General features: G+C 53.4%; 26 protein-coding genes. 12 read left to right on the top strand and 14 right to left on the bottom strand.

Going from position 1 to position 25,805, the window contains the following annotated elements:
• Positions 1 to 426: 426 nt before the first annotated feature.
• Positions 427 to 1,044, bottom strand: a complete 618-nt coding sequence (locus tag ACXAD4_RS29090; RefSeq protein WP_475245759.1) for a c-type cytochrome — start codon at positions 1,042 to 1,044, stop codon at positions 427 to 429.
• A gap of 158 nt (positions 1,045 to 1,202) precedes the next feature.
• On the opposite strand from ACXAD4_RS29090, the gene yihA reads away from it, so the two are divergent.
• Positions 1,203 to 1,859, top strand: a complete 657-nt coding sequence (gene yihA / locus ACXAD4_RS29085; protein WP_475245757.1) for a ribosome biogenesis GTP-binding protein YihA/YsxC — start codon at positions 1,203 to 1,205, stop codon at positions 1,857 to 1,859.
• A 734-nt stretch (positions 1,860 to 2,593) separates the two neighbouring features.
• On the opposite strand, the gene spfP is transcribed toward yihA, so the two are convergent.
• Positions 2,594 to 2,641 (bottom strand): small protein SpfP, encoded by a 48-nt coding sequence (gene spfP / locus ACXAD4_RS29080; protein WP_438616993.1) that lies wholly within the window; start codon positions 2,639 to 2,641, stop codon positions 2,594 to 2,596.
• A 186-nt stretch (positions 2,642 to 2,827) separates the two neighbouring features.
• Positions 2,828 to 5,599, bottom strand: a complete 2,772-nt coding sequence (gene polA, locus ACXAD4_RS29075) for a DNA polymerase I (RefSeq protein ID WP_475245755.1) — start codon at positions 5,597 to 5,599, stop codon at positions 2,828 to 2,830.
• Between the two features lie 324 nt (positions 5,600 to 5,923).
• On the opposite strand from polA, the gene elbB reads away from it, so the two are divergent.
• Entirely contained in the window at positions 5,924 to 6,574 is a 651-nt protein-coding gene (gene elbB / locus ACXAD4_RS29070) for an isoprenoid biosynthesis glyoxalase ElbB (RefSeq protein ID WP_475245754.1), read from the top strand.
• Between the two features lie 258 nt (positions 6,575 to 6,832).
• Here the strand turns inward: elbB and ACXAD4_RS29065 are convergent, their stop codons facing one another.
• The 4 genes from ACXAD4_RS29065 to recQ all read right to left on the bottom strand — a co-directional run bounded on the left by ACXAD4_RS29065 (position 6,833) and on the right by recQ (position 10,616).
• Positions 6,833 to 7,279, bottom strand: a complete 447-nt coding sequence (locus ACXAD4_RS29065; RefSeq protein WP_475245753.1) for an N-acetyltransferase family protein — start codon at positions 7,277 to 7,279, stop codon at positions 6,833 to 6,835.
• Positions 7,280 to 7,357: 78 nt separating this feature from the next.
• Entirely contained in the window at positions 7,358 to 8,053 is a 696-nt protein-coding gene (locus tag ACXAD4_RS29060) for a 7-cyano-7-deazaguanine/7-aminomethyl-7-deazaguanine transporter (RefSeq protein ID WP_475245752.1), read from the bottom strand.
• 110 nt (positions 8,054 to 8,163) lie between these two features.
• On the bottom strand, positions 8,164 to 8,469 hold the full coding sequence (locus tag ACXAD4_RS29055) for a DUF3630 family protein (RefSeq protein ID WP_475245751.1): 306 nt from the start codon (positions 8,467 to 8,469) through the stop codon (positions 8,164 to 8,166).
• A 293-nt stretch (positions 8,470 to 8,762) separates the two neighbouring features.
• Entirely contained in the window at positions 8,763 to 10,616 is a 1,854-nt protein-coding gene (gene recQ, locus ACXAD4_RS29050; protein ID WP_475245750.1) for an ATP-dependent DNA helicase RecQ, read from the bottom strand.
• A gap of 245 nt (positions 10,617 to 10,861) precedes the next feature.
• Here recQ and rarD point away from each other — a divergent pair, with 245 nt between their 5' ends.
• The 4 genes from rarD (at position 10,862) to ggt (ending at position 15,361) form a co-directional block, all read left to right on the top strand.
• Positions 10,862 to 11,773, top strand: a complete 912-nt coding sequence (gene rarD / locus ACXAD4_RS29045) for an EamA family transporter RarD (RefSeq protein ID WP_475245748.1) — start codon at positions 10,862 to 10,864, stop codon at positions 11,771 to 11,773.
• Between the two features lie 124 nt (positions 11,774 to 11,897).
• A complete protein-coding gene (locus tag ACXAD4_RS29040; RefSeq protein ID WP_475245746.1) occupies positions 11,898 to 12,692 on the top strand; it encodes a helix-turn-helix domain-containing protein in 795 nt (264 codons plus the stop codon).
• A 125-nt stretch (positions 12,693 to 12,817) separates the two neighbouring features.
• A complete protein-coding gene (locus ACXAD4_RS29035; protein WP_475245806.1) occupies positions 12,818 to 13,477 on the top strand; it encodes a LysE family translocator in 660 nt (219 codons plus the stop codon).
• A 117-nt stretch (positions 13,478 to 13,594) separates the two neighbouring features.
• A complete protein-coding gene (gene ggt, locus ACXAD4_RS29030; protein ID WP_475245745.1) occupies positions 13,595 to 15,361 on the top strand; it encodes a gamma-glutamyltransferase in 1,767 nt (588 codons plus the stop codon).
• 81 nt (positions 15,362 to 15,442) lie between these two features.
• Here ggt and uvrD read toward each other — a convergent pair whose 3' ends face one another.
• Positions 15,443 to 17,614 carry a DNA helicase II gene (gene uvrD / locus ACXAD4_RS29025; protein ID WP_475245743.1) on the bottom strand — a complete coding sequence of 724 codons (2,172 nt, stop codon included), beginning with the start codon at positions 17,612 to 17,614 and terminating at the stop codon, positions 15,443 to 15,445.
• 339 nt (positions 17,615 to 17,953) lie between these two features.
• Between uvrD and ACXAD4_RS29020 the strand changes: the two genes are divergently transcribed.
• Genes ACXAD4_RS29020 through ACXAD4_RS29000 form a run of 5 tightly spaced genes read left to right on the top strand, consistent with a single transcriptional unit; the run spans position 17,954 to position 20,604 of the window.
• Entirely contained in the window at positions 17,954 to 18,220 is a 267-nt protein-coding gene (locus ACXAD4_RS29020) for a BufA1 family periplasmic bufferin-type metallophore (RefSeq protein ID WP_475245742.1), read from the top strand.
• Positions 18,221 to 18,267: 47 nt separating this feature from the next.
• Positions 18,268 to 18,528: a BufA1 family periplasmic bufferin-type metallophore gene (locus ACXAD4_RS29015; protein WP_475245740.1), complete on the top strand. Its 261-nt coding sequence runs from the start codon at positions 18,268 to 18,270 to the stop codon at positions 18,526 to 18,528.
• Between the two features lie 24 nt (positions 18,529 to 18,552).
• The gene (bufB, locus tag ACXAD4_RS29010) at positions 18,553 to 19,398 is read left to right on the top strand and encodes an MNIO family bufferin maturase (RefSeq protein ID WP_475245805.1); all 846 of its coding nucleotides are present in this window, start codon (positions 18,553 to 18,555) and stop codon (positions 19,396 to 19,398) included.
• Positions 19,379 to 20,155, top strand: coding sequence for an HvfC/BufC family peptide modification chaperone (locus tag ACXAD4_RS29005; protein WP_475245739.1), 777 nt, complete (start codon positions 19,379 to 19,381; stop codon positions 20,153 to 20,155). The genes bufB and ACXAD4_RS29005 overlap by 20 nt, the downstream gene beginning before the upstream one ends.
• Entirely contained in the window at positions 20,149 to 20,604 is a 456-nt protein-coding gene (locus ACXAD4_RS29000; RefSeq protein ID WP_317525036.1) for a DoxX family protein, read from the top strand. Before ACXAD4_RS29005 ends, ACXAD4_RS29000 begins: the two co-directional genes overlap by 7 nt.
• A 183-nt stretch (positions 20,605 to 20,787) precedes the next feature.
• Here the strand turns inward: ACXAD4_RS29000 and yigB are convergent, their stop codons facing one another.
• Genes yigB through lptM form a run of 6 tightly spaced genes read right to left on the bottom strand, consistent with a single transcriptional unit; the run spans position 20,788 to position 25,391 of the window.
• The gene (yigB, locus tag ACXAD4_RS28995) at positions 20,788 to 21,510 is read right to left on the bottom strand and encodes a 5-amino-6-(5-phospho-D-ribitylamino)uracil phosphatase YigB (protein WP_475245737.1); all 723 of its coding nucleotides are present in this window, start codon (positions 21,508 to 21,510) and stop codon (positions 20,788 to 20,790) included.
• Positions 21,511 to 21,537: 27 nt separating this feature from the next.
• On the bottom strand, positions 21,538 to 22,449 hold the full coding sequence (gene xerC, locus ACXAD4_RS28990) for a tyrosine recombinase XerC (RefSeq protein WP_475245736.1): 912 nt from the start codon (positions 22,447 to 22,449) through the stop codon (positions 21,538 to 21,540).
• Complete coding sequence (locus ACXAD4_RS28985; protein WP_475245734.1) at positions 22,446 to 23,150, bottom strand: DUF484 family protein; 705 nt, start codon at positions 23,148 to 23,150, stop codon at positions 22,446 to 22,448. Before ACXAD4_RS28985 ends, xerC begins: the two co-directional genes overlap by 4 nt.
• The gene (gene dapF / locus ACXAD4_RS28980; RefSeq protein WP_107300310.1) at positions 23,147 to 23,977 is read right to left on the bottom strand and encodes a diaminopimelate epimerase; all 831 of its coding nucleotides are present in this window, start codon (positions 23,975 to 23,977) and stop codon (positions 23,147 to 23,149) included. The genes ACXAD4_RS28985 and dapF overlap by 4 nt, the downstream gene beginning before the upstream one ends.
• A gap of 14 nt (positions 23,978 to 23,991) precedes the next feature.
• The gene (gene lysA, locus ACXAD4_RS28975; RefSeq protein WP_475245733.1) at positions 23,992 to 25,245 is read right to left on the bottom strand and encodes a diaminopimelate decarboxylase; all 1,254 of its coding nucleotides are present in this window, start codon (positions 25,243 to 25,245) and stop codon (positions 23,992 to 23,994) included.
• A 26-nt stretch (positions 25,246 to 25,271) separates the two neighbouring features.
• A complete protein-coding gene (gene lptM / locus ACXAD4_RS28970) occupies positions 25,272 to 25,391 on the bottom strand; it encodes an LPS translocon maturation chaperone LptM (protein WP_107300312.1) in 120 nt (39 codons plus the stop codon).
• Between the two features lie 78 nt (positions 25,392 to 25,469).
• On the opposite strand from lptM, the gene cyaY reads away from it, so the two are divergent.
• Positions 25,470 to 25,781 carry an iron donor protein CyaY gene (gene cyaY, locus ACXAD4_RS28965; protein ID WP_475245731.1) on the top strand — a complete coding sequence of 104 codons (312 nt, stop codon included), beginning with the start codon at positions 25,470 to 25,472 and terminating at the stop codon, positions 25,779 to 25,781.
• Positions 25,782 to 25,805: the final 24 nt, after the last annotated feature.

Below are 25,805 nucleotides of genomic sequence, written 5' to 3'. Positions count from 1 at the left end.
TACCTGACAATCCTTACCACATCTTGCGGTCTACCCGGCTCCTTGCCGGACATCCTGTGATCCTTCGGGCCACCTGCCCATGCCGTCAATGGCGCTTTCCTTCCTGTGCCAACTCCCTGTCGACAAGGCATACTTTACGCCGATAAGAGAATGAAACAATGTCCCCGGCACAGAGCACTTAGCTGTAACTTTTTTTCAGTACTTGCAAGGCCATGTTTTATTGTGATTTTTAGTCAATCACTATTAATAACTTCATCAACATTAACCGGTACGAATAGCTGATCTCTCACACGCCGCGCAGTTATTTGCGTTTCTGGCCACAAACGCTGTCATTTTCTTGCAGTTTTAAGGGGAGCAAGCCAATAAAAAAGGCAGCCGAAGCTGCCCTTTTCTCACCACCGACTGGAAGCCAGGCTGAAGTAAAATTTAGTGCAAGCCGCCCACGTACTGTGACAAGGCGGTAATTTCGTCATCGGTAAGCTTGGCAGCTACCGCACGCATCATGGCATTCATGTCATTGACACGTTGGCCATCGCGGAATTTCTCCAGCTGAAGCTTAACGTATTCGGCATTCTGGCCAGAGATTTTAGGGAAACCTGACAAACTGGTGCCATTACCACGTGGGCCGTGGCAAGCGGTACAGGCAGTCACACCCCGTTCGGCATCACCAAAACGGTATAGGGTTTGGCCGATTTCAATCGACGATTCAGGTGTGGTGTTATCAGAGATAGGCAGTGAGGCATAATAGGCTGCTAGGTCAGCCATATCCTGCTCGGTCAGCGGCATAGCCATGCCACCCATAACAGGATCATTACGTCCTTGCTCACCACCGGTGCTCATCGCAAGCTTGAAATCTTTGAGCTGTTTTTCAAGGTAACCTGCATGCTGGCCGGCGATCTTAGGGTATTGCGCCATAATCCCGTTACCATCTGCACCATGGCAGGCGGCACATGTTGCGGCTTTCGCCTTTCCGGCTTCTGCATCTCCCTGGGCCCAGGCTGAGCAACTGGCCAGCAGAGTCAATATCAGTGCTAATTTCTTCATGACATTCCGTTTATAATTATAGAGCTTCCAGTACCACAAGTAATGCTCAGTAACATGGTATACAATGCGACCACTAACCGAGCTCGGTTTTCGTACATTTTACACAATTTCACATAAAAGTAATCAGTCGACTACATCAAGACTTGACGGAGTTAACAGTGAATCAACCTCTCAACTATAGAAACACAGGATTTATCACAAGTGCGCCTACAATCCGACACTTGCCAAACGACACAGGCGTTGAGATCGCATTTGCTGGCCGCTCCAATGCAGGTAAGTCGAGTGCCCTAAACCGCATCACCGACCAAAAGAGCCTGGCTCGTACCTCTAAAACGCCTGGCCGTACCCAATTGATCAACATGTTCGAAGTGGTACCGGGTTGTAACCTGATTGACCTACCAGGCTATGGCTATGCCCAGGTTCCGCTGGAAATGAAACTGAAATGGCAGGAATCGCTGGGTGAATACCTGCAAAAACGCGAGTGCCTGCAGGGCCTAGTGGTACTGATGGATATCCGCCATCCACTCAAGGATCTGGATCAGCAGATGATCATGTGGGCGATCGAGAGCCGCCTACCCGTGCTGGTTCTGCTGACCAAGGCCGACAAACTCAAGAGCGGTGCCCGCAAACAACAACTGATGAAAGTACGCGACAACGTCAAGACCTTCGGTGGCGACGTCCAGGTCGAAGCTTTCTCATCACTCAAGGGGATCGGTGTCGATCAGGTCCGTCGCAAACTGGACGAATGGTTTGCCCCTGAGCTTGAGCGCCAACTGGCACTGCTTGAAGAAGACGAAGCGCAAGACGAAGAGTAAAGCTTCGCCCAGCACTTAAACCAATAGCAAAGCTCCCGCATGGGGGCTTTTTTTTACCTTTGACAACAGCAACGGACAGCCAATTAATAACAGGCATAAAAATACCCCACCAGCAAGGCGGGGCAATGGGAGAGAAATAGGAGGTTTTTATATTTGTTTCGAAAGCATCAGTGATTTCCCCCACCAACGCAAGTTTTTTATCCCATAAGTGTGTTTTGGGCAACATCGCGACTCATATCCGGCCTTGGTTTCCCGCCGCAAATATCCAGTTTTAGACTGTTGGCGCACAATCTAGGGGAAAGTTGTTTTTTATCAAAAATAAAGATGGTGACAAGCGGATTTTGACATCCCAAAATGGAATAAAATTACAGTTTGATGACAGGCTGGATAAAAAAAAGCCACCCCAAATCCAGGATGGCGATTTCATGTATTTGTTGGCTAGCCGGTTTTGAACCCACTACCGAAAACAAATATGAACAAGAAGCAAACAAGATTATAGCCACCTGCTCAGCAAAATTAAAGTAATTACTCTAAAAATTAGAGAAGAAAAAATCGGCAATGAGAGTAAAGCCTGGCAACAAAAGCTTCCAGCATCGATATTCGGTAACTAAATAGATGAGTTGGCAACCAATCAGCGCCAGAATGATCAAAATATACACGGGGAGTTTAGGGGGAGATGGATTTTTCTTCGGCACAATAAAAAACGCCCTGGTCAAATGACCAGGGCGGCTGAATCAGCCAAATCCAATAACGTGAAACAAAAGGTCTGAAAGATAGAACATCTTACCTCTGTACCCTACGCCTCTAACTGTATATCAATTGTTCAGTCTTGAAAAGACTTTTTGTAGTTTTTTTTCAAGATCTCGTAACTAATTTCTAAGCTTCGTAAGTCACTGAACGAATAATTTCAGTAAAAAAATAGCCAGCATTGCTGGCTATTTTCTTCACTTTATCGCTTTTGGGCCTGATTAGTGCGCTTGATCCCAATTATCGCCAATCCCTGCATCAGCAATCAGCGGAACAGCCAGCTCAGCCGCCGATTCCATCAAACGGCGAACCTCGGCAGAAACGTTGTCGACCTCCGACTCCTGTACCTCAAATACAAGTTCGTCATGAACTTGCATCAGAAGGCGAACACGTCCTTCAGGCTGTTGGCCAACCCACTCATCGACCAACACCATGGCACGCTTGATGATATCGGCAGCGGTTCCCTGCATCGGGGCATTGATCGCTGCACGCTCAGCGGCCTTGCGGCGCATGCCGTTGCGCGACTTGATGTCAGGCAAGTGCAAACGGCGGCCAAACAGAGTTTCGACATACCCTTGTTCACTGGCCTTGTTACGTGTGCTTTCCATATACTCCAGTACGCCCGGGTAGCGCTCGAAGTACACATTCATGTAATCCTGCGCTTCGTTACGCCCCATATCCAACTGCTTGGCCAAGCCAAAGGCACTCATACCATAGATCAGACCGAAGTTGATCGCCTTGGCACGGCGACGCTGCTCGCTGGTCACCGATTCAAGCGGGATCCCCAAAATCTCGGCAGCGGTCGCGGCATGGATATCTTTGCCGTGGTTGAAGGCATCCAGCAGGGCCTGATCGCCCGACAGGTGCGCCATGATACGCAGCTCGATTTGCGAGTAGTCGACCGCCAGTACCTTGTAGCCGGTCGGTGCAATGAAGGCTTGGCGAATGCGGCGTCCTTCTTCGTTACGGACAGGAATGTTCTGCAAGTTCGGATCGCTTGACGACAAACGGCCGGTTGCAGTTACTGCCTGGTGGTAAGACGTATGGACGCGGCCTGTTGCCGGATTCATCATCTTCGGCAGCTTGTCGGTGTAGGTCGATTTCAGCTTCGCCAAACTACGGTATTCCAGGATCAGCTTCGGCAACGGGTAGTCCAGTGCCAGCTCCTGCAGTACCTCTTCATTGGTCGAAGGGGTACCCGATGGGGTTTTCTTGAGTACCGGCAGGCCCATTTTCTCGAACAGGATAGCCTGGAGCTGTTTTGGCGAGCTCAGGTTGAACTCGTCACCCGCGATCTCAAAGGCTTGCTTTTCCAGCTCATCAAGGCGAACGGCGATCTCAGTCGACTGCGCGCCAAGCTGCATGCTGTCAATCAATACCCCGGTACGCTCCATGCGCGACAGAACCGGTACCAATGGCATCTCGATATCGTCAAACACCGATTTTAGCTTGGCATCGGCATTCACTTTCTCGAGCAATACATTGTGCAGACGCAGGGTAATATCGGCATCTTCTGCTGCATAAGGGCCGGCCTGCTCCAGATCGATCTGGTTGAAAGTCAGCTGCTTCTTGCCTTTGCCTGCAATGTCTTCGAAGCTGATGGTCTTGTGCTCAAGGTAGCGCAGCGACAGGCTATCCATATCATGGCGGCCTACCACACTGTTGAAGACGTAGGATTCCAACATAGTGTCAAAGCGGATCCCCTGCATCTCGATACCGTAGCGGGCAAGGATGCTGGCATCGAACTTGAGGTTCTGGCCGACCTTGTCCTTGCTTGGGTCTTCCAGCAGCGGCTTAAGCTGGGCCAGAACCCAATCGCGATCAAGCTGGGCCGGAGCATCAAGGTAATCATGAGCTACCGGCACGTAGGCCGCTTTACCTTCTTCCACCGCAAATGACACACCAACTAAGTTTGCCGTCATGTAATCCAAACCATCGGTCTCGGTGTCAAACGCTACGACTTCAGCCGTATTGAGTTTTTCCAGCCACTGGTTGAATGCCGCTTCATCCAGCACAGTTTCGTAACCACTACGATCAATCACTGGGGCAACCGGCTTGGCTTCAGCAGCCGGTGCCGCCGATTTTTCATCGGCAACAATACGGCCGTCACTGCCATCTAGCATTTCAGACAACCAACGGCGGAACTGCAATTGGCCAAACAGCTTGGTCAGTTCATCCGTGTCCGGGGTGGTTTTCACCAACTGATCCGGGGTGACATCCAGCTCGACATCCAGCTTGATCGTCGCCAGCTCGTAGGACAGGTATGCCGCTTCCTTGTTATCAAGCAGCTTTTTAGACATGGTTTTCGAACCACGGAAACCCAACGGCGCAATATCATCAAGGTTGGCGTACAGTGCATCCAACCCACCAATACCAGTTAGCAATGCCTTTGCCGTCTTTTCACCGACTCCCGGTACGCCCGGGATGTTATCAACCTTGTCTCCCATCAGGGCAAGGTAGTCGATGATCAGCTCCGGGCCGATACCAAACTTATCAACAACCCCAGCCGGATCCATCACCACATCGGTCATGGTGTTGATCAGGGTAATATTCTGATCAACCAGCTGGGCCATATCTTTATCACCGGTACTGATCAATACCGGCATACCGGCTTTCGACGCCTGGCTGGCCAAGGTACCAATCACGTCATCGGCTTCTACCCCGGGAATCGAAATCAGCGGCAGGCCCATGGCCTTGATCACGGCATGAAGCGGCTCGATCTGAGAGCGAAGATCATCCGGCATTGGCGGACGGTTGGCCTTGTATTCCGGGTACATATCGTCTCGAAATGTTTTTCCTTTCGCATCAAAGATGACGGCAATGTGCTCGGTGGAAAACTGGCGCAACATGCTGCGCAGCATGTTCACTACACCATACACCGCACCGGTTGGTTCACCGTCTGAATTAGTGAAGTTAGGCGCAGCATGGTAGGCACGATAAAGATAAGATGATCCATCAATCAGAATAAGTGGATTTTCTGGGATAGTTGCCATAAAGATATTCTTATATCCGGGGGATGAAAGAGTTAGGTCACTAGGATGCCATGACTACCATCAACTGTTAACTGCTGTTTTCCAGTTTGGGGGCCGTTTCTGTGGATAAGTTTGTTGGTAGTTCATTTTAAACAGTTGATCAATTTTTCAAACCATAAAAAACACAGCCATAAAAATAATAAAATACAACAACTTAAATCAATATCGTTCAATAGATCCACGATCCTGAAATGATCGTTAATTGTGGAAAAAGTTAACAGGACATACTGAAATAAGATGAACTGAGAGTAAAAATAGACAAATCTGACGATAAAGGGAGCCATTATGAAGAAAATTGCAGTTATTTTGAGCGGCTCGGGAGTCTTTGACGGTGCCGAAATCCATGAATCCGTCCTCTCCCTGCTTGCTATCGAGCAAGAAGGTGCCAGCTGGCATTGCTTTGCCCCGAATATGGATCAGCACCATGTGATCAACCACCTGACCGGTGAAGAAATGGCAGAAAGGCGGAATGTCTTGATCGAAGCAGCCCGGATCGCCCGCGGTCAAATCGATGATCTGGCCACCTTGGATCCCACCCAGTATGACGCCCTGCTGCTACCCGGCGGCTTCGGTGCCGCCAAGAACCTGTCTGACTTCGCCTTCAAGGGCAGTGAATGCACTGTTCATCCCGAGGTCAAGCGGGTGTGTCAGAAGTTTGCCGAAGAAGAAAAACCCGCCGGTTACTTATGTATTGCCCCGGCGATGATCCCGTTAATTTATGGCCCGGGTGCCAAAGGCACGATCGGCACCGATCCGGATACGGCCAAGGTCTTCACCCAAATGGGTGGCGAACATATCAAGTGCCCGGTCAGTGACTACGTGCTAGATCAAAAACGTCGCCTACTGACGACGCCGGCTTATATGCTGGCCGGCAGCATTTCAGAGGCCGCAGAAGGGATCAACAAACTGGTCAAGGAACTCGTCAAGATAGCCTAGCACCTTCGAAGTAAAACGCTGGTACAGAATAAACCGCAGATAAAGAAAAAGCGGCACTACTTTCCATTATCAAGACCTGGAAGTAGTTGCCGCTCAGCAGAAGGGATTGTGTTTTCAGCCCTACACTAAAAACCCACCCTAGCTAAAGTACACTGGAAGCAATGTGAGCAATGTCGTGCCTTCAATCGAGAACTCTTTGTTGCTGTTCTCGCTGAGTGCAAGTTAATAATAACCATTCTCATTTGAGATGCAAGCATTTTATTGAGAATTGTTGTCATTTAGTTGTTTGATGAAATGCAACCGGTAATCTTCAATCCCATCTTTCTTCTCTAGATGCTCGACTTGGTAACCATTTCTCAGCAATAAACGCAGCATGGCAGGGAAGCGGTTACGGGACTTGACCCTCAGTTCCTGATAGCCTTCTGCCACCACCCATTCTTCCTGCGCTTCCAGCAATGCTTGGGCCACCCCACCCCGACGGCCGGCCGGCGCAACGCCACCCAACCAGCTATAAAAACACTCTTCCGATAGCTGATAACCGATTTTTACCCCGACCAATTCACCGTTCAGCTCGGCCACCAAAATCAGTGCCCGGTGACCGCGAAGCCTTTGCTTGATGTCATCCTCGGTGGCCGGGCGGACAAACTCAGAAATGGCGGCCAATACAGTTACCGCTTCTTCAATACTGGCCTCTCGGATATGCATACTTCCTCCTATTAAAAAGGCCAGCAATGCTGGCCTTAAACTGTGCTTATTATGGTGCGAAACCCGATGAAGGGAAAGCTAAACGCCCAAGGTATTGCGCGGCTGGCTGTCACCATCAGGCTTGGCCGGGGACAAGGTGGTCAGCTTACCAATCAGGTAATTAAGCAGTACACCGTACATAGGCACAAACAGGCCAAGGCTGATCAGCAATTTGAAGCCGTAATCCACCAAGGCGATCTCGACCCAGTTCTCCGCCATAAAGGCATCCGGGCTGTTGTAGAACGCTATCGAGAAGAAGGCTAGGGTATCAAGCGCATTACCGAACAAGGTCGAGCAGCTCGGCGCTACCCACCACTGTTTGGTCTGGCGCAGGCGGTTGAACACCGATACATCCATGATCTGACCCAGCAGGTAAGCCATGAAACTGGCAATCGCTATTCGCGCCACAAACAGGTTAAATTCACCAAGATGACCGAGCCCCTGATACTCACCCTGATAGAACAGGACCGATAGTACATAGGAAATCACCAACGCCGGCATCATCACCCGCAAGATGATCTGCCTTGCCATGGCTGCCCCGAAAATACGGACCGTCAAGTCAGTGGCCAGGAAGATAAACGGAAAGGTAAAGGCACCCCAGGTAGTATGGAACCCCATCACGGTAAAGGGAAGCTGCACCAGATAGTTGCTCGATGCGATGATAAGTAGGTGGAACACCACCAGAAAAGAAAGCGCCTTGCGCTGCTGCGCGGGCGAAAATTGAGAAGTCGTCATTGTCAGACCTTTTTGTCATTGGGGGAGAGGGAACCCAAAAAAACTACTGCCAGCTATCACACTGCCAGTAGCAACCGAAGGCGGGGATTATACACGCTTTGCGTAATGTTTCACCTTTTTGCTAGTAGCCCAGCGAGGAATAACAGTGTTTCCTCGGCATCACTGTCGAGCCCTTCCAGCCACATCTGACTGCTGTAGTGTTCGCCTTTGAGCAGTAGCCGGCATCCCTCGAAATCCACCAGCCAGACATGCAAATCGGCATTGGTCTCTTTTTCTACCACCTTAATGCCAAGCTGTTGCAACAAAACCTCTGCAACCGCGGCAAAATTATCATAGTCGAAATCAGGGCTACCGATCTCCAGCAGCCTTACGGCACTGTCCAGATGGCGGCACCAGTAGTGTGGGCGAGTAGTCATGGCGCTATATTCCTTTTAGCAATGGGAGGTTGCGGAAGGTTTCCTGTAACCAATTGTTTCTCTGCGTATCAAGCAATAACCAGCCTCTAGCCAAGGGGCAAAGTTCATGGTTTTATGAAGTTGTTGCCAATCGGGGAGACCCGGTTAGCAATCGGTGAATTTAACATTCTCACCAAATACGCAAGCTGTTTTGTAGCGAACAGAGCATGCCGGGGCAACGCCCCAGTTTGTATCTAAAACGCATTTTGTACCGGACGCGGATTGTCCGGTATTTTTTTATCTGGCCGTTTTATCTAGCCGATCCCAAAACCGACTTCTTCACCCGCAGTGAGATGATCTTCAATCAGCCCCAGGAAGGCATTGCCGTACTTTTCCAGTTTACGGTGCCCGACCCCATTGACGGCCAGTAGCTCTCCTGCCGAAGTCGGCAAACGCTCTGCCATTTCCATCAGGCTGGCATCATTGAATACCACATACGGCGGCAAATCTTCCTCATCGGCAATCGCCTTGCGTAGTTTGCGCAGCTTGGCAAACAGCTTCTTGTCGTATTGGCGGTTGGCCATTTTATCGCTCTTGGCACTGCGAGCCGCGATATCCAACCTCGGTACCGCCAGCTCGAGCGGCACTTCGCCCCGCAGTACTTCACGCGCCTTGGCGGTTAGCTGCAAAATAGAACTGCGCACGATATTCTGGGTCAGGAAGCCGCGGTGGATCAACTGACGCAAAATGCTGACCCAAAACTCATGGCTGTGCTCGCGGCCGATACCATAAGTACTGAGCTTATCGTGGCCATGCTCTCGAATGCGCTGGTTCTGCATACCGCGCAACACTTCCACAACATGGGTAATACCAAAGCTCTGGTTCACCCGGTAGACGCAGGACAATGCCTTCTGCGACACCTCAAGGGCGTCAAAGTGCTTGGGTGGGTCAAGGCAGACATCGCAGTTGCCACACGGTTCTTCCCGCGCCTCGCCAAAGTAATTGAGCAACACCTGACGACGGCAAGTCTGGGCCTCGGCAAACGCCCCCATGGCGTTAAGCTTGTGGCTTTCCACCAGCTTCTGCGGGCCCTCTTCCTTTTCATCCAAACAACGACGCAGCCAAGCAAGATCCGATGGGTCATAGAACAGGATAGCCTCTGCCGGCAGGCCATCACGGCCAGCCCGTCCAGTTTCCTGATAATAGGATTCGATATTGCGTGGAATGTCATAGTGGACCACAAAGCGCACGTTGGGCTTGTTGATCCCCATACCAAAAGCCACGGTCGCCACCACGATTTGGACATCATCACGCTGGAACGCTTCCTGTACCCAGGCCCGCTCATCGTGCTCCATCCCGGCATGATATGCTGCCGCTCGGACTCCGCTATCATTGAGCTTTTCGCTGATTTGCTCTACCCGCTTACGGCTATTGCAGTAGACAATGCCACACTGACCCCGGACACCGGACAGGTAGCGGGTCAACTGGGCCATCGGCTTGTATTTTTCCTGCAGGGTATAGCGGATATTCGGCCTATCGAAGCTGCCGAGATAAGTATGCTGATCCTTAAGTGCTAAGCGGGCCACAATATCTTGGCGCGTGGTCTCATCTGCCGTGGCCGTCAAGGCAATCACCGGCACCTCCGGGAAATCCTGGCGCAAACTACCAATAGCCGCATACTCCGGGCGGAAGTCATGGCCCCACTGCGAGATACAGTGCGCTTCATCGACCGCAATCATACTGAGCGGCAAACTGGCTAGGCGTTCGGAGAAGTCACGGCTGAGCAAACGCTCGGGAGAGACATAGACCAGTTTCAACTGTTCCTGTGCCATCGCCTGAAAGGTATCCTGCATCTCTTCCCACGACATGGTGGAATTTATACAGGCAGCAGCCACACCGTTGGCCTTGAGTTGGTCGACCTGATCTTTCATCAGGGAAATCAACGGGGAGACCACCAAGGTCAGGCCATCACGCAGCAAGGCAGGAATTTGATAGCACAGCGACTTGCCGCCGCCGGTCGGCATGATCACCAGGCAATCCTGACCGGAGACCGCCGCCTCAATAACAGACTGCTGGCCTTCGCGGAATTCCTGGTAGCCGAACACCTCCTGCAGGACCTGCTGACAGGTCATTGGGGTCTCGGTCTGGCTCGGCTGGCTTGCTGGCATAACGTTCTCATAGGCACTGGCGACCCGAAGCGGGGCACCTGAAGATGGACAAGGCTGGCTATTCTATACCATTCAGATCACTGATGGGAGTCACACCCGGTTCAAATCATTTGCTCTGCCAGCAGCTATAGTTGTAGAGGAAAAAGGCAATAGTATTGAGATCGATCACGATTTATACTGCCCTTGCATACGCAATTGAATATTTATTTCTCCCCGCCAGCTCGGCACCAACTTTTCAGGTAACCATGGAAGCGCAAAATACCCAGACCCAACGCGGCGTCATCCTCGCCCTATCGGCCTACACCATGTGGGGGATAGCACCGATCTATTTCAAATCCCTCCAGCATGTCAGCGCGATGGAAATTCTCAGCCACCGGGTGATCTGGTCGTTTGTCTTTCTTGCCTTGTTACTAGTCGTCAGCAAGGGCTGGGGACAGGTCCGTGCCGTACTGGGCCGGCCGAAAGTGTTAATGCTATTGCTAGCGACCTCGCTACTGGTCGGGGGCAACTGGCTAATTTTCATCTGGGCGGTGAACAACAACTACATGCTGGATGCCAGCCTCGGCTATTACATCAACCCGCTGCTCAATGTCCTGCTTGGGATGATGTTCCTGGGTGAGCGCCTGCGTCCGCTGCAATGGATCGCCGTTGCCCTGGCTGCCACCGGGGTTGCTGTCCAGCTGATCCAATTTGGTTCCCTACCTTGGATTGCCCTGGCACTGGCCGCCAGCTTCGGCCTCTACGGCTTGCTGCGCAAGAAGGTCAACCTCGATGCAGCAACCGGATTGTTCATGGAAACCAGTCTGTTGCTGCCTCTAGCACTCGGCTACGTGTTTATCTTTGCCAACAGCGCAACCTCTGACTGGTCAGCCAACCCGATGAATACCAACTTGCTGCTGATGGCAGCCGGTATTGTCACCACCCTGCCATTGCTGTGCTTTACCGGAGCCGCCACCAAGCTCAAGCTCTCAACCCTGGGCTTTTTCCAGTACATTGGTCCGAGCCTGATGTTCCTGCTGGCTATCACCGTTTACGGCGAGAGCTTCACCGCCGACAAAGGCTATACCTTTGCCTTTATCTGGGCGGCACTGATCGTGTTCAGCTTCGAAGGTTTGCGTAACCATCGCAGCAATAAAAAACAAGCAGCTGTCAGCTAAATTTTCAACGAACTAAAAAACAGTGCTGCATATTGGCATGCAGCACTGTTGATTTTTTACAAGCGCTGCCGCCATGGCTATGGTGTACTCATAACCGACCATGAGCCGCAAAGGGGAGCGAGATATGAATAAAATCAGCCATCGCAAAAGCCCCATTGATGACATCAGTCTGATTGATGCCCATTACCAAAGCTTTGCGTTCAAGCGCCATTATCACCTCGATTACCATGTCGGGTTGATCACCCAGGGCCAACAGCAATATTTCTACAACGGCAGCAAACACATCGCCGGTGCCGGACAGCTGGTGATCATGCCACCGGACGAAATCCACGACGGCCAACCCAACGAGCAAACGGGATACCAAGTTAAGGTCTTCAGCATAACCCCCGACTGGCTCAGCCAGCAGGCCAACGACGTCTCGGGCAAGAGCCACTATAGTTTCCCGCAAAATAAGATCGCTGATCATGCCCTGTTCCAGCAACTGACTATGCTTCACCAACAGTTGGACAATCCGCTGGTGTCACAACTGGCCAAAGACAGCTTGCCGATCGAGTCCTTTTCCTATTTGTTGACCCACTACGGCAAGGTTCGCGAAGCCAATGTCACGGCTCTGGGCTCCAAAGACTTAGCTCAGCTGCGCGACTATGTAATGGCTCATCTGGATCAGAAAATCAGCCTCGAACAACTGGCCAGCCTGTGCGATCTCAGCCCGTCACAATTGCTGCGCCAATTCAAAAAAGCCACCGGTATGACCCCCTACGCCTGGTTGGCCCGGCTTCGCTTGGAACATGCCATGGCACTGCTGAAAGCAGGTTACACCAGTACCGAAGTGGCCTACCACGTGGGTTTTTACGATCAGGCTCACTTCGCCCATGCCTTCAAGCAAACCTTCGGCATCGCCCCTTCACATATCAAATAACCAGCCTTAAATTCACGGCATCGAATAACTGTCATTTTTTTACAAGCTTCCACCACACAGCTAAGGCATGCTAAGCCTTGCTGGGCATTGTGCCCTGATATTTGAAGGATAACGTACACACTATGATCAACGAAGTAACCACCCTTGCCACCCTAGTCACCGTTCATATCGTCGCCTTGATGAGCCCGGGACCCGACTTCGCCTTAGTGGTACAAAATGCCGGCCGCTACGGCCGTCAAACCGGCATCATGATCGCCCTTGGCCTGTCGCTCGGGATCCTGCTCCATTCCATTCTCAGCTTGACCGGGGCCAGCCTGCTGATCCACCAGCACCCGATGCTGTTTGCCCTTCTGCAAGCCGCTGGCGGCAGCTACCTGCTGTGGCTCGGGATCGGTGCCCTGAAAGGCACATGGCAACACTGGCAGCAGCGCCACCAAGCCGAGGCAGGACAGCCAAGTAAATCTTCGCAGCGAGTGCTTGCTAACCGCAAACAAGCTCTAGCCAAAGGCTTTACCACCAACATCCTCAATCCCAAGGCTCTGGTCTTTTTCATCAGCCTGCTATCGACACTGGTACCAGCCAGTATGTCCCTAGGTGGCAAGGCCACAGCCATCGGTCTGCTGTGGATCACCTCGTTCCTGTGGTTTGCCCTTTTGGCCTGGCTGCTGACCGGAGCCCGCCTGCAGCAAAAACTCAAGCAATGGACACCCTGGATTGATGCAACCTGCGGTGCCCTGTTCACCGTGATCGGCAGCCTGATCCTAGTCAGCATCATTTCATCGTGATCATTGATGCTGACTGCCGCACAGGTTGACCCGCAGCACAAAAAACAACCAACGGTTAGACATTGCCCCCAGTCCTTACTTAGGCTAACTACAGCCTAAGTAAGGAGTAAATTGACCATGGAATGGAACCAACACCGGATTGCCTTGTTGTCAGCTTGCCTGCTGACCCTGCCTGTTACCTCCCTTGCCAAAGACAGCCAGCAAACTGCTGATCAGCTTGCCCCGGAAGCGGCAACCGGCCGGACCGAGCAGCAAGCCGTGACCGGCAAAGACTGGATGGTTGCCTCTGCCAATCCTTATGCCAGCGAAGCAGGTGCGGAGATCCTGCGCCAGGGTGGCAACGCCATCGATGCCATGGTGGCTACCCAGCTGGTGCTGGGCCTGACCGAGCCGCAATCCTCCGGCATTGGCGGCGGCGCATTCATGGTCTATTGGGATCAAAAGAAAAAAGCCCTGACCACCTTCGACGGCCGCGAAACCGCCCCGTTTGCTGTCACCCCGCTGTTATTCCAAGATGAAACAGGCCAACCGCTTAAATTCTTCGATGCCGTGGTCGGTGGCCGCTCGGTCGGCACCCCGGGTACTGTTAGGTTAATGTGGTATACCCACCAGCGCCACGGCAAGCTGGACTGGAAGAAGCTGTTCGAGCCTGCCATCAAACTCGCCAAAGAGGGCTTTATTGTGAGCCCTAGGCTGGCGGCATTAGTGGAAAAGGACAAAGCCCACTTGCAGCGTTTCACCGCGACCAAAGCTTATTTTTTCAATGAAGACGGCACGGCTATTCAAGCCGGGCAAACCTTAAAGAACCCAGAGTATGCCGACACCCTGCGGCAGATTGCCGAGCGCGGTGCCAGCGCCTTCTACACCGGTGAGATTGCCAAAGACATCGTCAAGGCGGTCCGTACCGCCCCCGGAAACCCGGGCGTGCTCAGCACTATGGATCTGGCGACTTACCAGGTCAAGGAGCGCCCTGCCGTCTGCGCGCCATACCGCCAGTATGAGATCTGTGGGATGGGGCCGCCAAGCTCCGGAGCACTGACACTGGGGCAGATCATGGGCATGCTCAGCCACTACCCGCTTGGCGAGTTAGGGCCGGATAACCTCACCAGCTGGCGCTTGCTCGGTGATGCCTCGCGCCTCGCCTTTGCCGATCGCGGCCGATACATGGCCGACAGTGATTATGTACCTATGCCGACCAAAGGGTTGCTGGCCGATGACTACCTCCAGCAGCGTGCCGCCCTGCTGAACAGCGACCAAGCCCTGGCTAAGGCCGAAGCTGGCAATCCGCCATGGGATCACGCCATGCGCTATGCCATGGACGAATCACTCGAGCTGCCCTCAACCAGCCACTTTTCGATTGTCGACAAGGGCCGTAACGTAATTTCGATGACCACCACCATTGAGAACGGCTTCGGCTCGCGGGTGATGGTACGCGGCTTCCTACTCAACAACGAGCTGACCGACTTTTCCTTCCGCAGCCATGACAACGGCATGCCGATAGCCAACCGGGTCGAGCCGGGCAAGCGGCCTCGCTCCTCGATGGCACCGACCATCGTGATGCAAAAAGGTAAGCCATACCTTGCCATCGGCTCACCAGGCGGCAGCCAGATCATCGGTTATGTCGCCAAAACCCTGGTGGCCCACCTCGACTGGGGCATGGATCTGCAACAGGCCATCAACCTGCCGAACATGAACAACCGCTTCGGTCCGTATGAGCTAGAAGCCAATACCGCAGCCGAGCAATGGGCACCGAAAATGGAAGCCCTCGGCTTCAAAGTCCAGGTCAAGGAGCTCAACTCGGGTGTTCAGGCCATCAAGCTCAGCGACAAAGCCCTCACCGGCGCTGCCGACCCGCGCCGCGAAGGCAAGGTCATCGCGGAATAAAAAGCCTGTGTACCTCCCACAAAAAAACCGTGGCTCCTGCCACGGTTTTTGTTTCAATATCGACACTGTGCCAGCCGGTAATTACATCGGCTCAAGCTTGGCATACTGGGTGACCAGCCATTTGATCCCCTCGCCATTGAAGGCGACCTGGACCCGGCTCTGGGCACCGCTGCCCTCGAAGTTGATGATTGTCCCTTCTCCGAATTTCGGGTGCTGGACTCGCTGGCCAAGGCTGTATCCGGTCTGGTTGAAGTTCTCGTTGACCTGGCTCTGGCTGAAGCGGCCGCTGCTGGCCGGGCGGGAGACCTTGGCCTTCATCCGCACTTCTTCAATGAACTCTTCCGGGATCTCGCGAATAAAGCGTGACGGCTTGTGGAAGTTATCCTTGCCGTAGAGGCGGCGCATTTCCGCATACGAGATGTAGAGCTTCTGCATCGCACGGGTCATCCCCACGTAGCACAGGCGGCGCTCCTCTTCCAAACGGCCCACTTCCTCGGTCGTACGCGAGCTCGGGAACATGCCCTCCTCGACACCGACCATGAACACCACTGGGAACTCCAGGCCCTTGGCGCTGTGCATGGTCATCAGCTGGACCGCATCCTCGAAGTCATCGGCCTGGCCTTCGCCGGCTTCCAGCGCAGCATGGGACAAGAACGCCGACAGCGGGCTCATCTCCTCGGCTTCTTCCGGGATCTCGAACTGGCGGGTTGCCGTTACCAGCTCCTCCAAGTTTTCAATACGGGCCTGGGCCTTTTCGCCTTTCTCCTGCTCGTACATGGCGCGCAGTCCGGAGTTGCGGATCACCTCATCGGTCTGCTGGTAGAGCGGCAGCTCGCGGGTGTCGTCTTCCAGTGCGTTGACCAACTCGATAAAGCGGCGCAAGGAGTTGGCGGCACGGCCAGCCAGCACTTGCTCTTCCAGCAGGGCAACACTGGCCTGCCACATCGTGGCGCCACGGTCGCGGGCTGCCATGCGGATAGTTTCCAGGGTGCGGTCACCCAAGCCGCGAGTCGGGGTGTTCACAACCCGCTCGAACGAGGCGTCATCATTGCGGTTGGCGATCAAACGCAGGTAGGACAGAGCATCCTTAATTTCCTGACGTTCGAAGAAGCGCATACCGCCATAGATGCGGTATGGCATCCCGGCCTGGATCAACGCTTCTTCCAATACCCGCGACTGGGCATTGCTGCGATAAAGCAGGGCCGCTTCGCTCAGCGCACCGCCCTGATCACGCAGTTCTTTGATTTTGCCAACCACAAAACGGGCTTCGTCCAGCTCATTGAAAGCCGAGTAAATCGAGATCAGCTCACCCTCTGCACCATCGGTCCACAGGTTCTTGCCCATACGCTCGTTGTTGTTGGCGATCAGGCCGTTGGCCGCTTTTAGGATATTGCCGGTAGAACGGTAGTTCTGTTCAAGGAAGATAGAGCTCGCGCCCTTGAAGTCATTCAAGAAACGCTGGATGTTTTCCACTTTGGCACCGCGCCAGCCATAGATAGACTGGTCATCATCACCCACAATCATCACGTTACAATCAGGGCCTGCCATCAAGCGCAGCCAGGCAAACTGGATGTTGTTGGTATCCTGGAACTCGTCCACCAAAATATGCTTGAAACGCGCCTGGTAGTGCTCGCGAATATGCTTGCTGCGCTGCAGCAGTTCGAAAGCACGCAGCAGCAACTCGGCAAAATCAACCAAGCCGGCACGATCACAGGCTTCCTGATAGGCGGTATAGAGGCGTAACCAAGTCTGCTCGACCGGATCATTGAAGGTATCAATGTGCTGTGGTCGTAGTCCCTCGTCTTTTTTCTCGTTGATATACCACGCTGCCTGACGGGCTGGCCACTGCTTTTCGTCTAGGTTTTGGGCCTTGATCAAACGGCGCAGCAGACGCATCTGATCTTCGGAATCGAGGATATTGAAGTCTTCCGGCAGACCTGCATCAAGATAGTGGGCACGCAGCATACGGTGACACAGGCCGTGGAATGTACCGTTCCACATCCCGGCCGACGAACCGTGCATCAGCTCGTTAATTCGGCCACGCATCTCTGCGGCCGCCTTATTGGTAAAGGTCACCGACATGATGGAGTACGGCGAGGCCTGCTCTATCGTCATCAACCAAGCAATGCGATGGACCAAGACCCGGGTCTTGCCACTCCCGGCGCCGGCCAAAACCAGGTGGTTACCCAACGGTGCTGCCACCGCCTCGCGTTGTTTGTCATTCAGGCCATCTAACAGAAGTGAAACGTCCATCGCTCTCTACTGGTTATTTATACAATGGTGATGATTATAACCACAAAGCCCCCTGCGATGCGAGAAACCTCCCTAACCGCCGAGATACCACCCTCTATAGATGACAAACCCGTCAATAATGGGCGACAAAAATTTCACCTTATCAACCTCTTGCCGGATTGTTTTGTTCTATGCTTGGAATTACGCAAGTTAACGGAAAGTTAAAAAAATTTAAGAAAGCGTGAAAGTTATTCCCAACTCGCCCTTTCTTATGTACCGAGAGCACCAAGAGGTGCCAGTTAATCAAAAAGGAAACGTTGCATTTTCCAGCAACAGTCAGCGTATTTAAGAGGAATGAACATGAAAAAGACCACCAACATCGCACTCGCCACTGCCGTAACTGGCCTACTTGCTCTAGCCGGTACCGCCATGACCACCACAGCAGCGGTAGCCGCCGACGAGAAAGAGAAGTGCTACGGCGTTGTAAAAGCCGGTAAGAATGACTGTGCCACCAAAACCAGTTCTTGTGCCGGTACCTCGAAAACTGATGGCCAGAAAGATGCCTTCGTGATGGTTCCCAAAGGTTTATGTGATCGCCTAGCCGGCGGCTCAACCAGCTCATCATAACCCTTAACCACCTACCAACTTGATAACACTTAAATGAAGGAATCATTATGAAAAAGTCTAATCTTGCTGTAGCTACCGCGGTTTCAGGTCTACTTGCCCTTGCGGGTACTGCTTTAACTCCTTCTGTTGCGGTCGCAGCAGACAAAGAGAAGTGCTACGGAGTGGTCAAAGCCGGTAAAAACGACTGTGCGACCAAAACCAGCTCTTGTGCCGGCACCTCGAAAACCGATGGTCAGAAAGATGCTTTCGTCATGGTGCCTAAAGGCCTTTGTGATCGCCTGGTCGGTAGCTCAAAAGAGGCTAAATAATTGAGCAGGTTGCCTTATGACAAGATGGTAGGGGTGGGGCTTCGCTCCCCCCACATCCATCAATTTCTCGCCGAACAGCCAGATATCGGCTGGCTGGAAATTCACAGCGAGAATTATTTCACGGCCAACTCACCGGCCCGTCAACAGCTCCGGGATATTGCCAACTACTACCCCATCAGCTGTCACGGGATCGGAATGTCCCTCGGCTCCGCCGACGAGTTGGACATGCGACACCTCAGCCAGCTCAAGCAGCTGGTAGAGGAAATCGACCCTATAGCGGTCTCCGATCACCTGAGTTGGAGTTCGGTCGACGGCCAATATTTCAATGATCTGCTACCGCTTCCCTATACCGAAGAAGCCCTATCCCACTTCTGCCGCAAAGTCGAGCAGGTACAGGATACCCTCGGACGCCAACTGTTGGTCGAGAATCCGTCCAGCTATCTGAGCTTCAACCACTCAACCATACCTGAGTGGGAGTTTCTGCGGGCAGTCCAGCAACGTACCGGCTGTGGTTTGTTATTTGATCTCAACAACATCTATGTCAGCAGCTTCAACCATGGCTTTGACTGTCAGACCTATCTCGATGCCATCGACCCGCGAACCGTTAAGGAAATCCACCTAGCTGGTTTTACGGTCAAGCAGTTCGAGCAAGGGGAGATCTGGATAGATACTCACAGCAAACCGGTCAGCGAACCGGTGTGGCAACTCTACCGCCAGTGGGTACGCCAACATTTCGCCGCACTAGGCGGGGTGCCAACACTGATAGAGTGGGATCTCGATATTCCTGAGCTTGATGTATTACTTGGAGAGGCAAAAAAAGCGCAACAGATTATCGCCAAGGAGGCCAGTGATGGGATCTCCGCAGCCTAACAACCTCCATCAGTTGCAGCAGGATTTCGCCGAAGCGCTGCATTACAGGTCCAGCTCGGCCAGCGACAAAATCGCTGATAGTACATTCGGCTCGGAACAACTGATTCAGGTTTATCGAAATAATTTTATTATCAGCCTGTCAGAGGTGTTGGAAGCCACCTACCCATGCTGCCTAGCAATCGTTGGCGAGGAGTGCTTTGCCCAGATTGCCCGCCAACATGTCCTCAACCAACCGCTTGGCGAAGGTAATGTCACCGACTACGGTGACGGGTTTAGCGACACCATCAACAACCAACCTGCCTTGGTTGAAGCTGTCCCCTATTTAGCTGATCTGGCCCGCCTTGAATGGCTGGTAGACCGTGCCAGCCAGCATGTTCCGATCAACTCGAATTTTCCGTTCGAGCAACTAGCACTGATCACCGAGGACAATCTGGCCCAGTTGGTGATGGAAGTGGCCGAGCCAGTCTACAGCTTCGACGCCCAGTACCCAGTCGCCAGCCTGTGGCAGATGATCACCCAGGACCAGATTGAGCAAATTGACCTCAACCAGCCGGAGTCGGTCATTATCCAGCACCGCCCGCAGGGGATGCAGGTATTGTCAACGGCCCCGTCGGCTACAGCGCTGCTGCGCCTATGTCAGCAAGGAAAACCATTGGGAGAAGCCGATGAAGCCATGCTGGCCATTCTCGGCGAACTTATCCAACAACAATTCTTTACCCGTATCCACGGCTTGCCTGAGGGAGAATGCGCATGCTGAATTTTCTCAAACAAATCGACACAACGTCCCAGCGGATCACCGAGCCACTGATCCCATTCCTGCTGCTGTTCACCCGGCTTTGGGTCGCCTGGGTCTTCTTCAAATCGGGCATGGTGAAATACAACAGCTGGGACAGTACCCTTTACCTGTTCGAGTATGAGTACCAGGTGCCGCTGCTGCCCTGGCAAATAGCTGCCTACATGGGTACCGCAGCCGAGCTGATCCTGCCGGTATTCTTGGCGCTGGGCCTGTTTACCCGCCCGATGGCGCTAGCTTTGTTTGTATTCAATATCATTGCGGTGGTGTCATACCCACTATTGTGGGAGAAAGGGTTCTTCGACCACCAGCTGTGGGGCATGATGATGCTGGTCAACGTATTCTGGGGGGCAGGGATGATCTCGGTCGACCATTTGATAAGCAGCAAACCGAAGCAGTCCCTGTTGCAATAAAACCTCACCCAGCAAAAAGGGGACAGCACCATAAACTGTCCCCTCTACCAATCTACGCCACAGCTTCGATAGCAGAACGAAAATCCCAAAAACGCAATCAAGACATCCATGTCGCTCCAACCCGACGTCCGTGTCGGGTAGGTTTTGTGATTTTATCCTGCTACCGAAGCCAGAAATTAAGCATCACTCAGACACCAACGCCAACAGTTGTGAAAGCTGGCTGATTTCGACATCCGGCAGCCACTTGGCGCGCGGCTCGCGGCTCAGTACCCGTTGCTGGTCGTTGAACCAGCAGGCTTTGAAGCCAATGCGCTTGGCCCCGCCGACATCGGTCACTAGGTGATCGCCGACATGGAGGATATCGCCCGGTGCCAGACCAAGTCCTGCCGCTGCACTGGCAAACAAATCCGGCTCGGGCTTTGATAGCCCATCACGGCCGGCCATCAAGACGCTATCAAAATACTGCGCCAGCCCAATTTTACCCGCATCGACATTGCCATTGGTAATCGCCACCAATGGCAGCTGCTGCTTGAGCAAGGCCAGCACCCGGTGGGTCTCGTCAGGAATATCAACCTGGTTCCTGACCTCCAGTACCACCGCCACGCCCTCGGTCGCCGCCTGCTCAGCTGCCGACAAGGAATAGCCCAACTGCATAAAGCCAATTTTGAGCAACTCGAAGCGCCATTGGGTCACGTCATGGCGCAGCATTGGGTCCGCCTTGGCAAGGCGCATTTTCAGCTGCAACCAACCCGCTGTCCCGACACCTTGCGTGCGCGGGTGATAAGCCGCCAACCAATCATGCATCGCCTGCTCGGCGCGACGGATCACCGGACGGTTATCATAGAGGGTATCGTCAAGATCGAAGGTCAGCGCTTTGGGCGCAGACAAGCGGCGGTAAAACTGCATCAGCGGTTACTCTCGAAAAACCCCGGCTCAGCGCTTGTTACGCTTGGCTCGGGGATGGGCTTCATCGTACACCTGTGCCAGGTGCTGGAAGTCCAGGTGGGTATAAATTTGAGTGGTCGAGAGGTTAGCATGGCCCAGCAATTCCTGGACGGCCCGCAAATCTCCCGAAGACTCGAGCATATGGGTCGCAAAACTATGGCGTAATTTGTGTGGGTTGATATGGCTGGAAACAGCCTGTTTCTGGCCCCATTCCGCCATCCGTTTCTGGACATTGCGGTTGGAGATGCGCTGCCCGAGTTTGGAGACAAACAGCCCCGGCTCACCAGCCGCCGCCAGTTGACCGCGCACCTTGAGCCAATGACCGACCCATTCGCGGGCCAAGCCAGCAAACGGCACTACACGCTCTTTGTCGCCCTTACCGATCACCCGCAAATCGCCCTTGCGCAGGCTAACATCTTTGACATCCAGGCTGACCAGCTCCGACAAACGCAAGCCGGCACCATACATCAGCTCCATCATAGCCCGATCACGGATAGCCAGCGGATCATCCTCATCGACACTGAGTAGCTGATCCATTTCATCGACATCAAGGTTCTTTGGCAGCGGTCTCGCCTTGCGCGGCGCCGACACGCCCTTGGCCGGGTTGGCCTTAAGCACGCCTTGCTGCACCAGATAATCGAAGAAGCTACGCAGCGCCGACAGGCGCATCGACAGGCTGCTGGCCTTGAGACCATCACGCATGCCCTTGGAGGCCAACTGGCGTACCCATCCGGCATCCACCGCCTGCCAATTATCGACTCCCAAGGAGACCAGCTGCTCAGCCAATGTCGTCAGCTGACGCTTGTAGTTCTGCTGGGTATGCAAGCTAAGCTCTCGCTCGCTGCGCAAGTATTCATAGAATCGCTGCAACGGCTTTTCCAAGCCAGAAGGCAGACTCATTCAATCACCTCACGAGTGTATTCCCAGTGGTGAATGAGTTTAGCCAGCACCATTGCCAACTGCTCGACAAACAAGGTATCCATCTCCGGCTGGAAATGGCCGCCATCAACACTGGCGAAGCTCAGGACACCAAACGGCCTGTCATTGCCAAGCGGCAATACCAAAAAAGAGCCCAGCTGTGGTGGCTGGTTAAACAACATTTCCGCCTCATGCTTGCGCAGGCGGCCAAGATAGACCGGACGAGATGACAAACGAGAGCGGCTGAAGCTATCGAAGCTACGGCGCTCAAGGAACAGGTTATCATCCAGGCTATCGAATAGACGCAAGCTAACATCAAGCCCCAGCTCATCGGCCAAGGTCTCCAACACACACAGTGCCTGGTAGATATTATGGGTCTGGAATAGCTGCTGCTGCGCCTTGGCAAAGGTATGGAAGAGCTGGCTGTTCTTGGTTGCCGCTCCAACCAAACCGGTAATCTTCTCTTCCAGTTCGCCGACATTGCTACGCAGGCGTTCAAGCTGGATGTCCACCAACGACACCACACCGCGGTCGGCATGGTGGACCTGTATCCGGCTTAGTAGTGCCGGATGGCGAACAAAGAAATCAGGGTTGGCCAGCAAAAAATCTGCCACCGCCTGCTCGTCCAACGAGACGGCGTCCTGTTCAGGACTGCACACGTCCAGCTGAGAAATATCGGTCATAATACAATTTGTCCATCAAACACATGCGTTGCCGCACCTGTCATATACAAAGGTTTACCCTCTCCCGGCCAGCGGATTTGCAAATCACCACCCGGAAGCGACACCTTCACATTGTCATCCAGCAGCCCTTGCATCCGGCCGATGGCAACTGCGGCACAAGCCCCGCTGCCACAGGCCTGAGTTTCACCGGCACCGCGTTCATAAACCCGCAGCTTAACTTCATTGCGATTGATCACCTGCATAAATCCCGCATTGACCCGCTCAGGGAAACGCTCATGGGATTCCAACAGCGGCCCCAGAGTCTCGACATCCGCAGTATCAACATCATCCACTACAGTGACACAGTGAGGATTACCCATGCTCGCGGCACCGCAGAACACGGTTTTTTCGCCAGCACGCAAAATATAGGTTTTCTCACTTTGCTTGGCACGAAATGGGATTTTCGCCGGATCAAACTCAGGGACGCCCATGTTGACGGTAACCTGATTGTCGTTCTCCAGCTTGAGCACCATCTTGCCGGCTTTGGTGCTGACCGAAATGTGGTATTTATTGGTTAGCCCCTTCATCCAGACAAAACGGGCAAAGCAGCGCGCACCATTGCCGCACTGCTCGACCTCGCTGCCATCGGCATTGAAGATCCGGTAGTGGAAATCCGTCTCAGGATCATAGGGCGGCTCTACCACCAGCAGCTGATCGAACCCCACCCCGCGGTGGCGATCAGCCAAGCGCCGGATAGCATCCGGCGAGAAGAACACGTTCTGGGTAACACAGTCAACGACCATGAAATCGTTGCCCAACCCATGCATTTTCGAAAAATTGACCTGCATGATGTTCCTTCTCATTATTCCGGCAACAAATGCTCGGACTGCCACAGCTGCGCCAGCTCTTCACGCTCACGCACCACATGGGCCTGGTTACCATCGACCATGATCTCTGCCGCACGGGCACGGGTGTTGTAGTTCGATGACATAACAAAACCATAGGCACCCGCCGAACGCACCGCCAGCAAATCACCGGTCTCAAGGCGCAGCTGGCGATCCTTACCGATGAAATCGCCGGTCTCACAGATAGGCCCCACCAAATCATAGGTCACCTTTTCACCTTCGCGTGGGGCTACCGGCACGATGTCTTGCCACGCCTGGTACAGCGTCGGACGGATCATATCGTTCATCGCGGCATCGACAATGGCAAAATTCTTGTGCTCGGTATGCTTGAGGTATTCCACCTGTGTCAGCATTACCCCTGCATTCGCTGCGATTGCACGGCCCGGCTCGAAGATAAGTTCAAGATCACGATGCTCGGTCAAACGCTCCATCAGCGCCTTGGCGTATTCCGAAGGCTGAGGCGGGCGCTCGTCACTGTAAGTCACGCCCAAACCGCCACCCACATCAAGGTGGTGGATAACAATGCCTTCCGCCTTAAGGGTATCAATCAACGCCAGCAGGCGATCGGTAGCATCGATAAACGGGTCAATAGCTGTCAGCTGTGAGCCTATATGGCAGTCCATACCCGTAACTTCAAGATGAGGCAGGCTGTGGGCCAAGCGGTACACATCCGGCGCCCGGTCAAAGGCAATACCGAACTTGTTATCGCGCAGACCAGTCGAGATATACGGGTGGGTTTGGGCATCAACATCCGGGTTGATACGCAGTGAAATCGGCGCCACCTTGCCCAACTCGCTAGCTACCTGGTTGAGGCGCTCCAGCTCAGGTTCGGATTCTACATTGAAGCATTTGATGCCAAGCTCCAGGGCCCGTTTCATTTCCGCTGCAGTCTTGCCGACACCAGAGAACACCACCTTTGCCGGATCGCCTCCGGCAGCAACCACCCGCTCCAGCTCGCCACCCGAGACGATATCAAAACCCGAGCCTAGCCGTGCCAACACGTTAAGCACACCGATGTTGGAGTTAGCCTTGACGGCATAGCAAATCAGGTGGGGATGATCGGCCACCGCCTGGTCAAACGCATGCCAATGACGCTCAAGCGTCGCACGCGAATACACATACAGCGGTGTACCAAAACGGTCAGCCAGTTCGGCCAGTGGAATGTCTTCGGCCCATAATTGGCCATCTTGCTGATAATTAAAGTAATCCAATGTAGTCTCTTCCCTGTCTGAACCGTTTATTGATCGTTTTGCTGTTGCTGCTCGCTGTCGTCAGGCATGTACAGTGGCCCGCTCTGACCACAACCGGTGAGGGCCAGTACGCCCAACACCAAAATTGCTAATAAACCTTTACGCATTTTTGAAAGCCAGTGATTATCATTTCATTGCCCTCTATAATCGCACCCACACTAGGAAAAGCAATAGGACGATCGGGGATGAATGATACAGAATTTCATAAGTTAGCAGATGAAGTGCTGATGAGCATCGAAGAAGGCATCGACGAATCCGGTGCCGACATCGAATACGAGACCACCGGCAACGTACTGACGCTGGAATTTGAAAACCGCAGCCAAATCGTGATCAACCGCCAGGAGCCGCTGCACGAGATCTGGCTGGCGTCGAAATCCGGTGGCTACCACTTCAAGTACAAAGATGGCGAATGGCACTGTACCCGCAGCGGTAACGAGCTGATCGCCCTGGTCAAACAGGAATGTTCGCTGCACGCCGGTGAGACCGTCGACTGGTGATCTCACCAGCAGGCCACTGATACA

This window comes from Photobacterium sp. AWH4_225 (assembly GCF_056158405.1).
The sequence above is the reverse complement of the archived record's forward strand: the minus strand, read 5'-3'. Positions and strand labels throughout refer to the sequence as shown.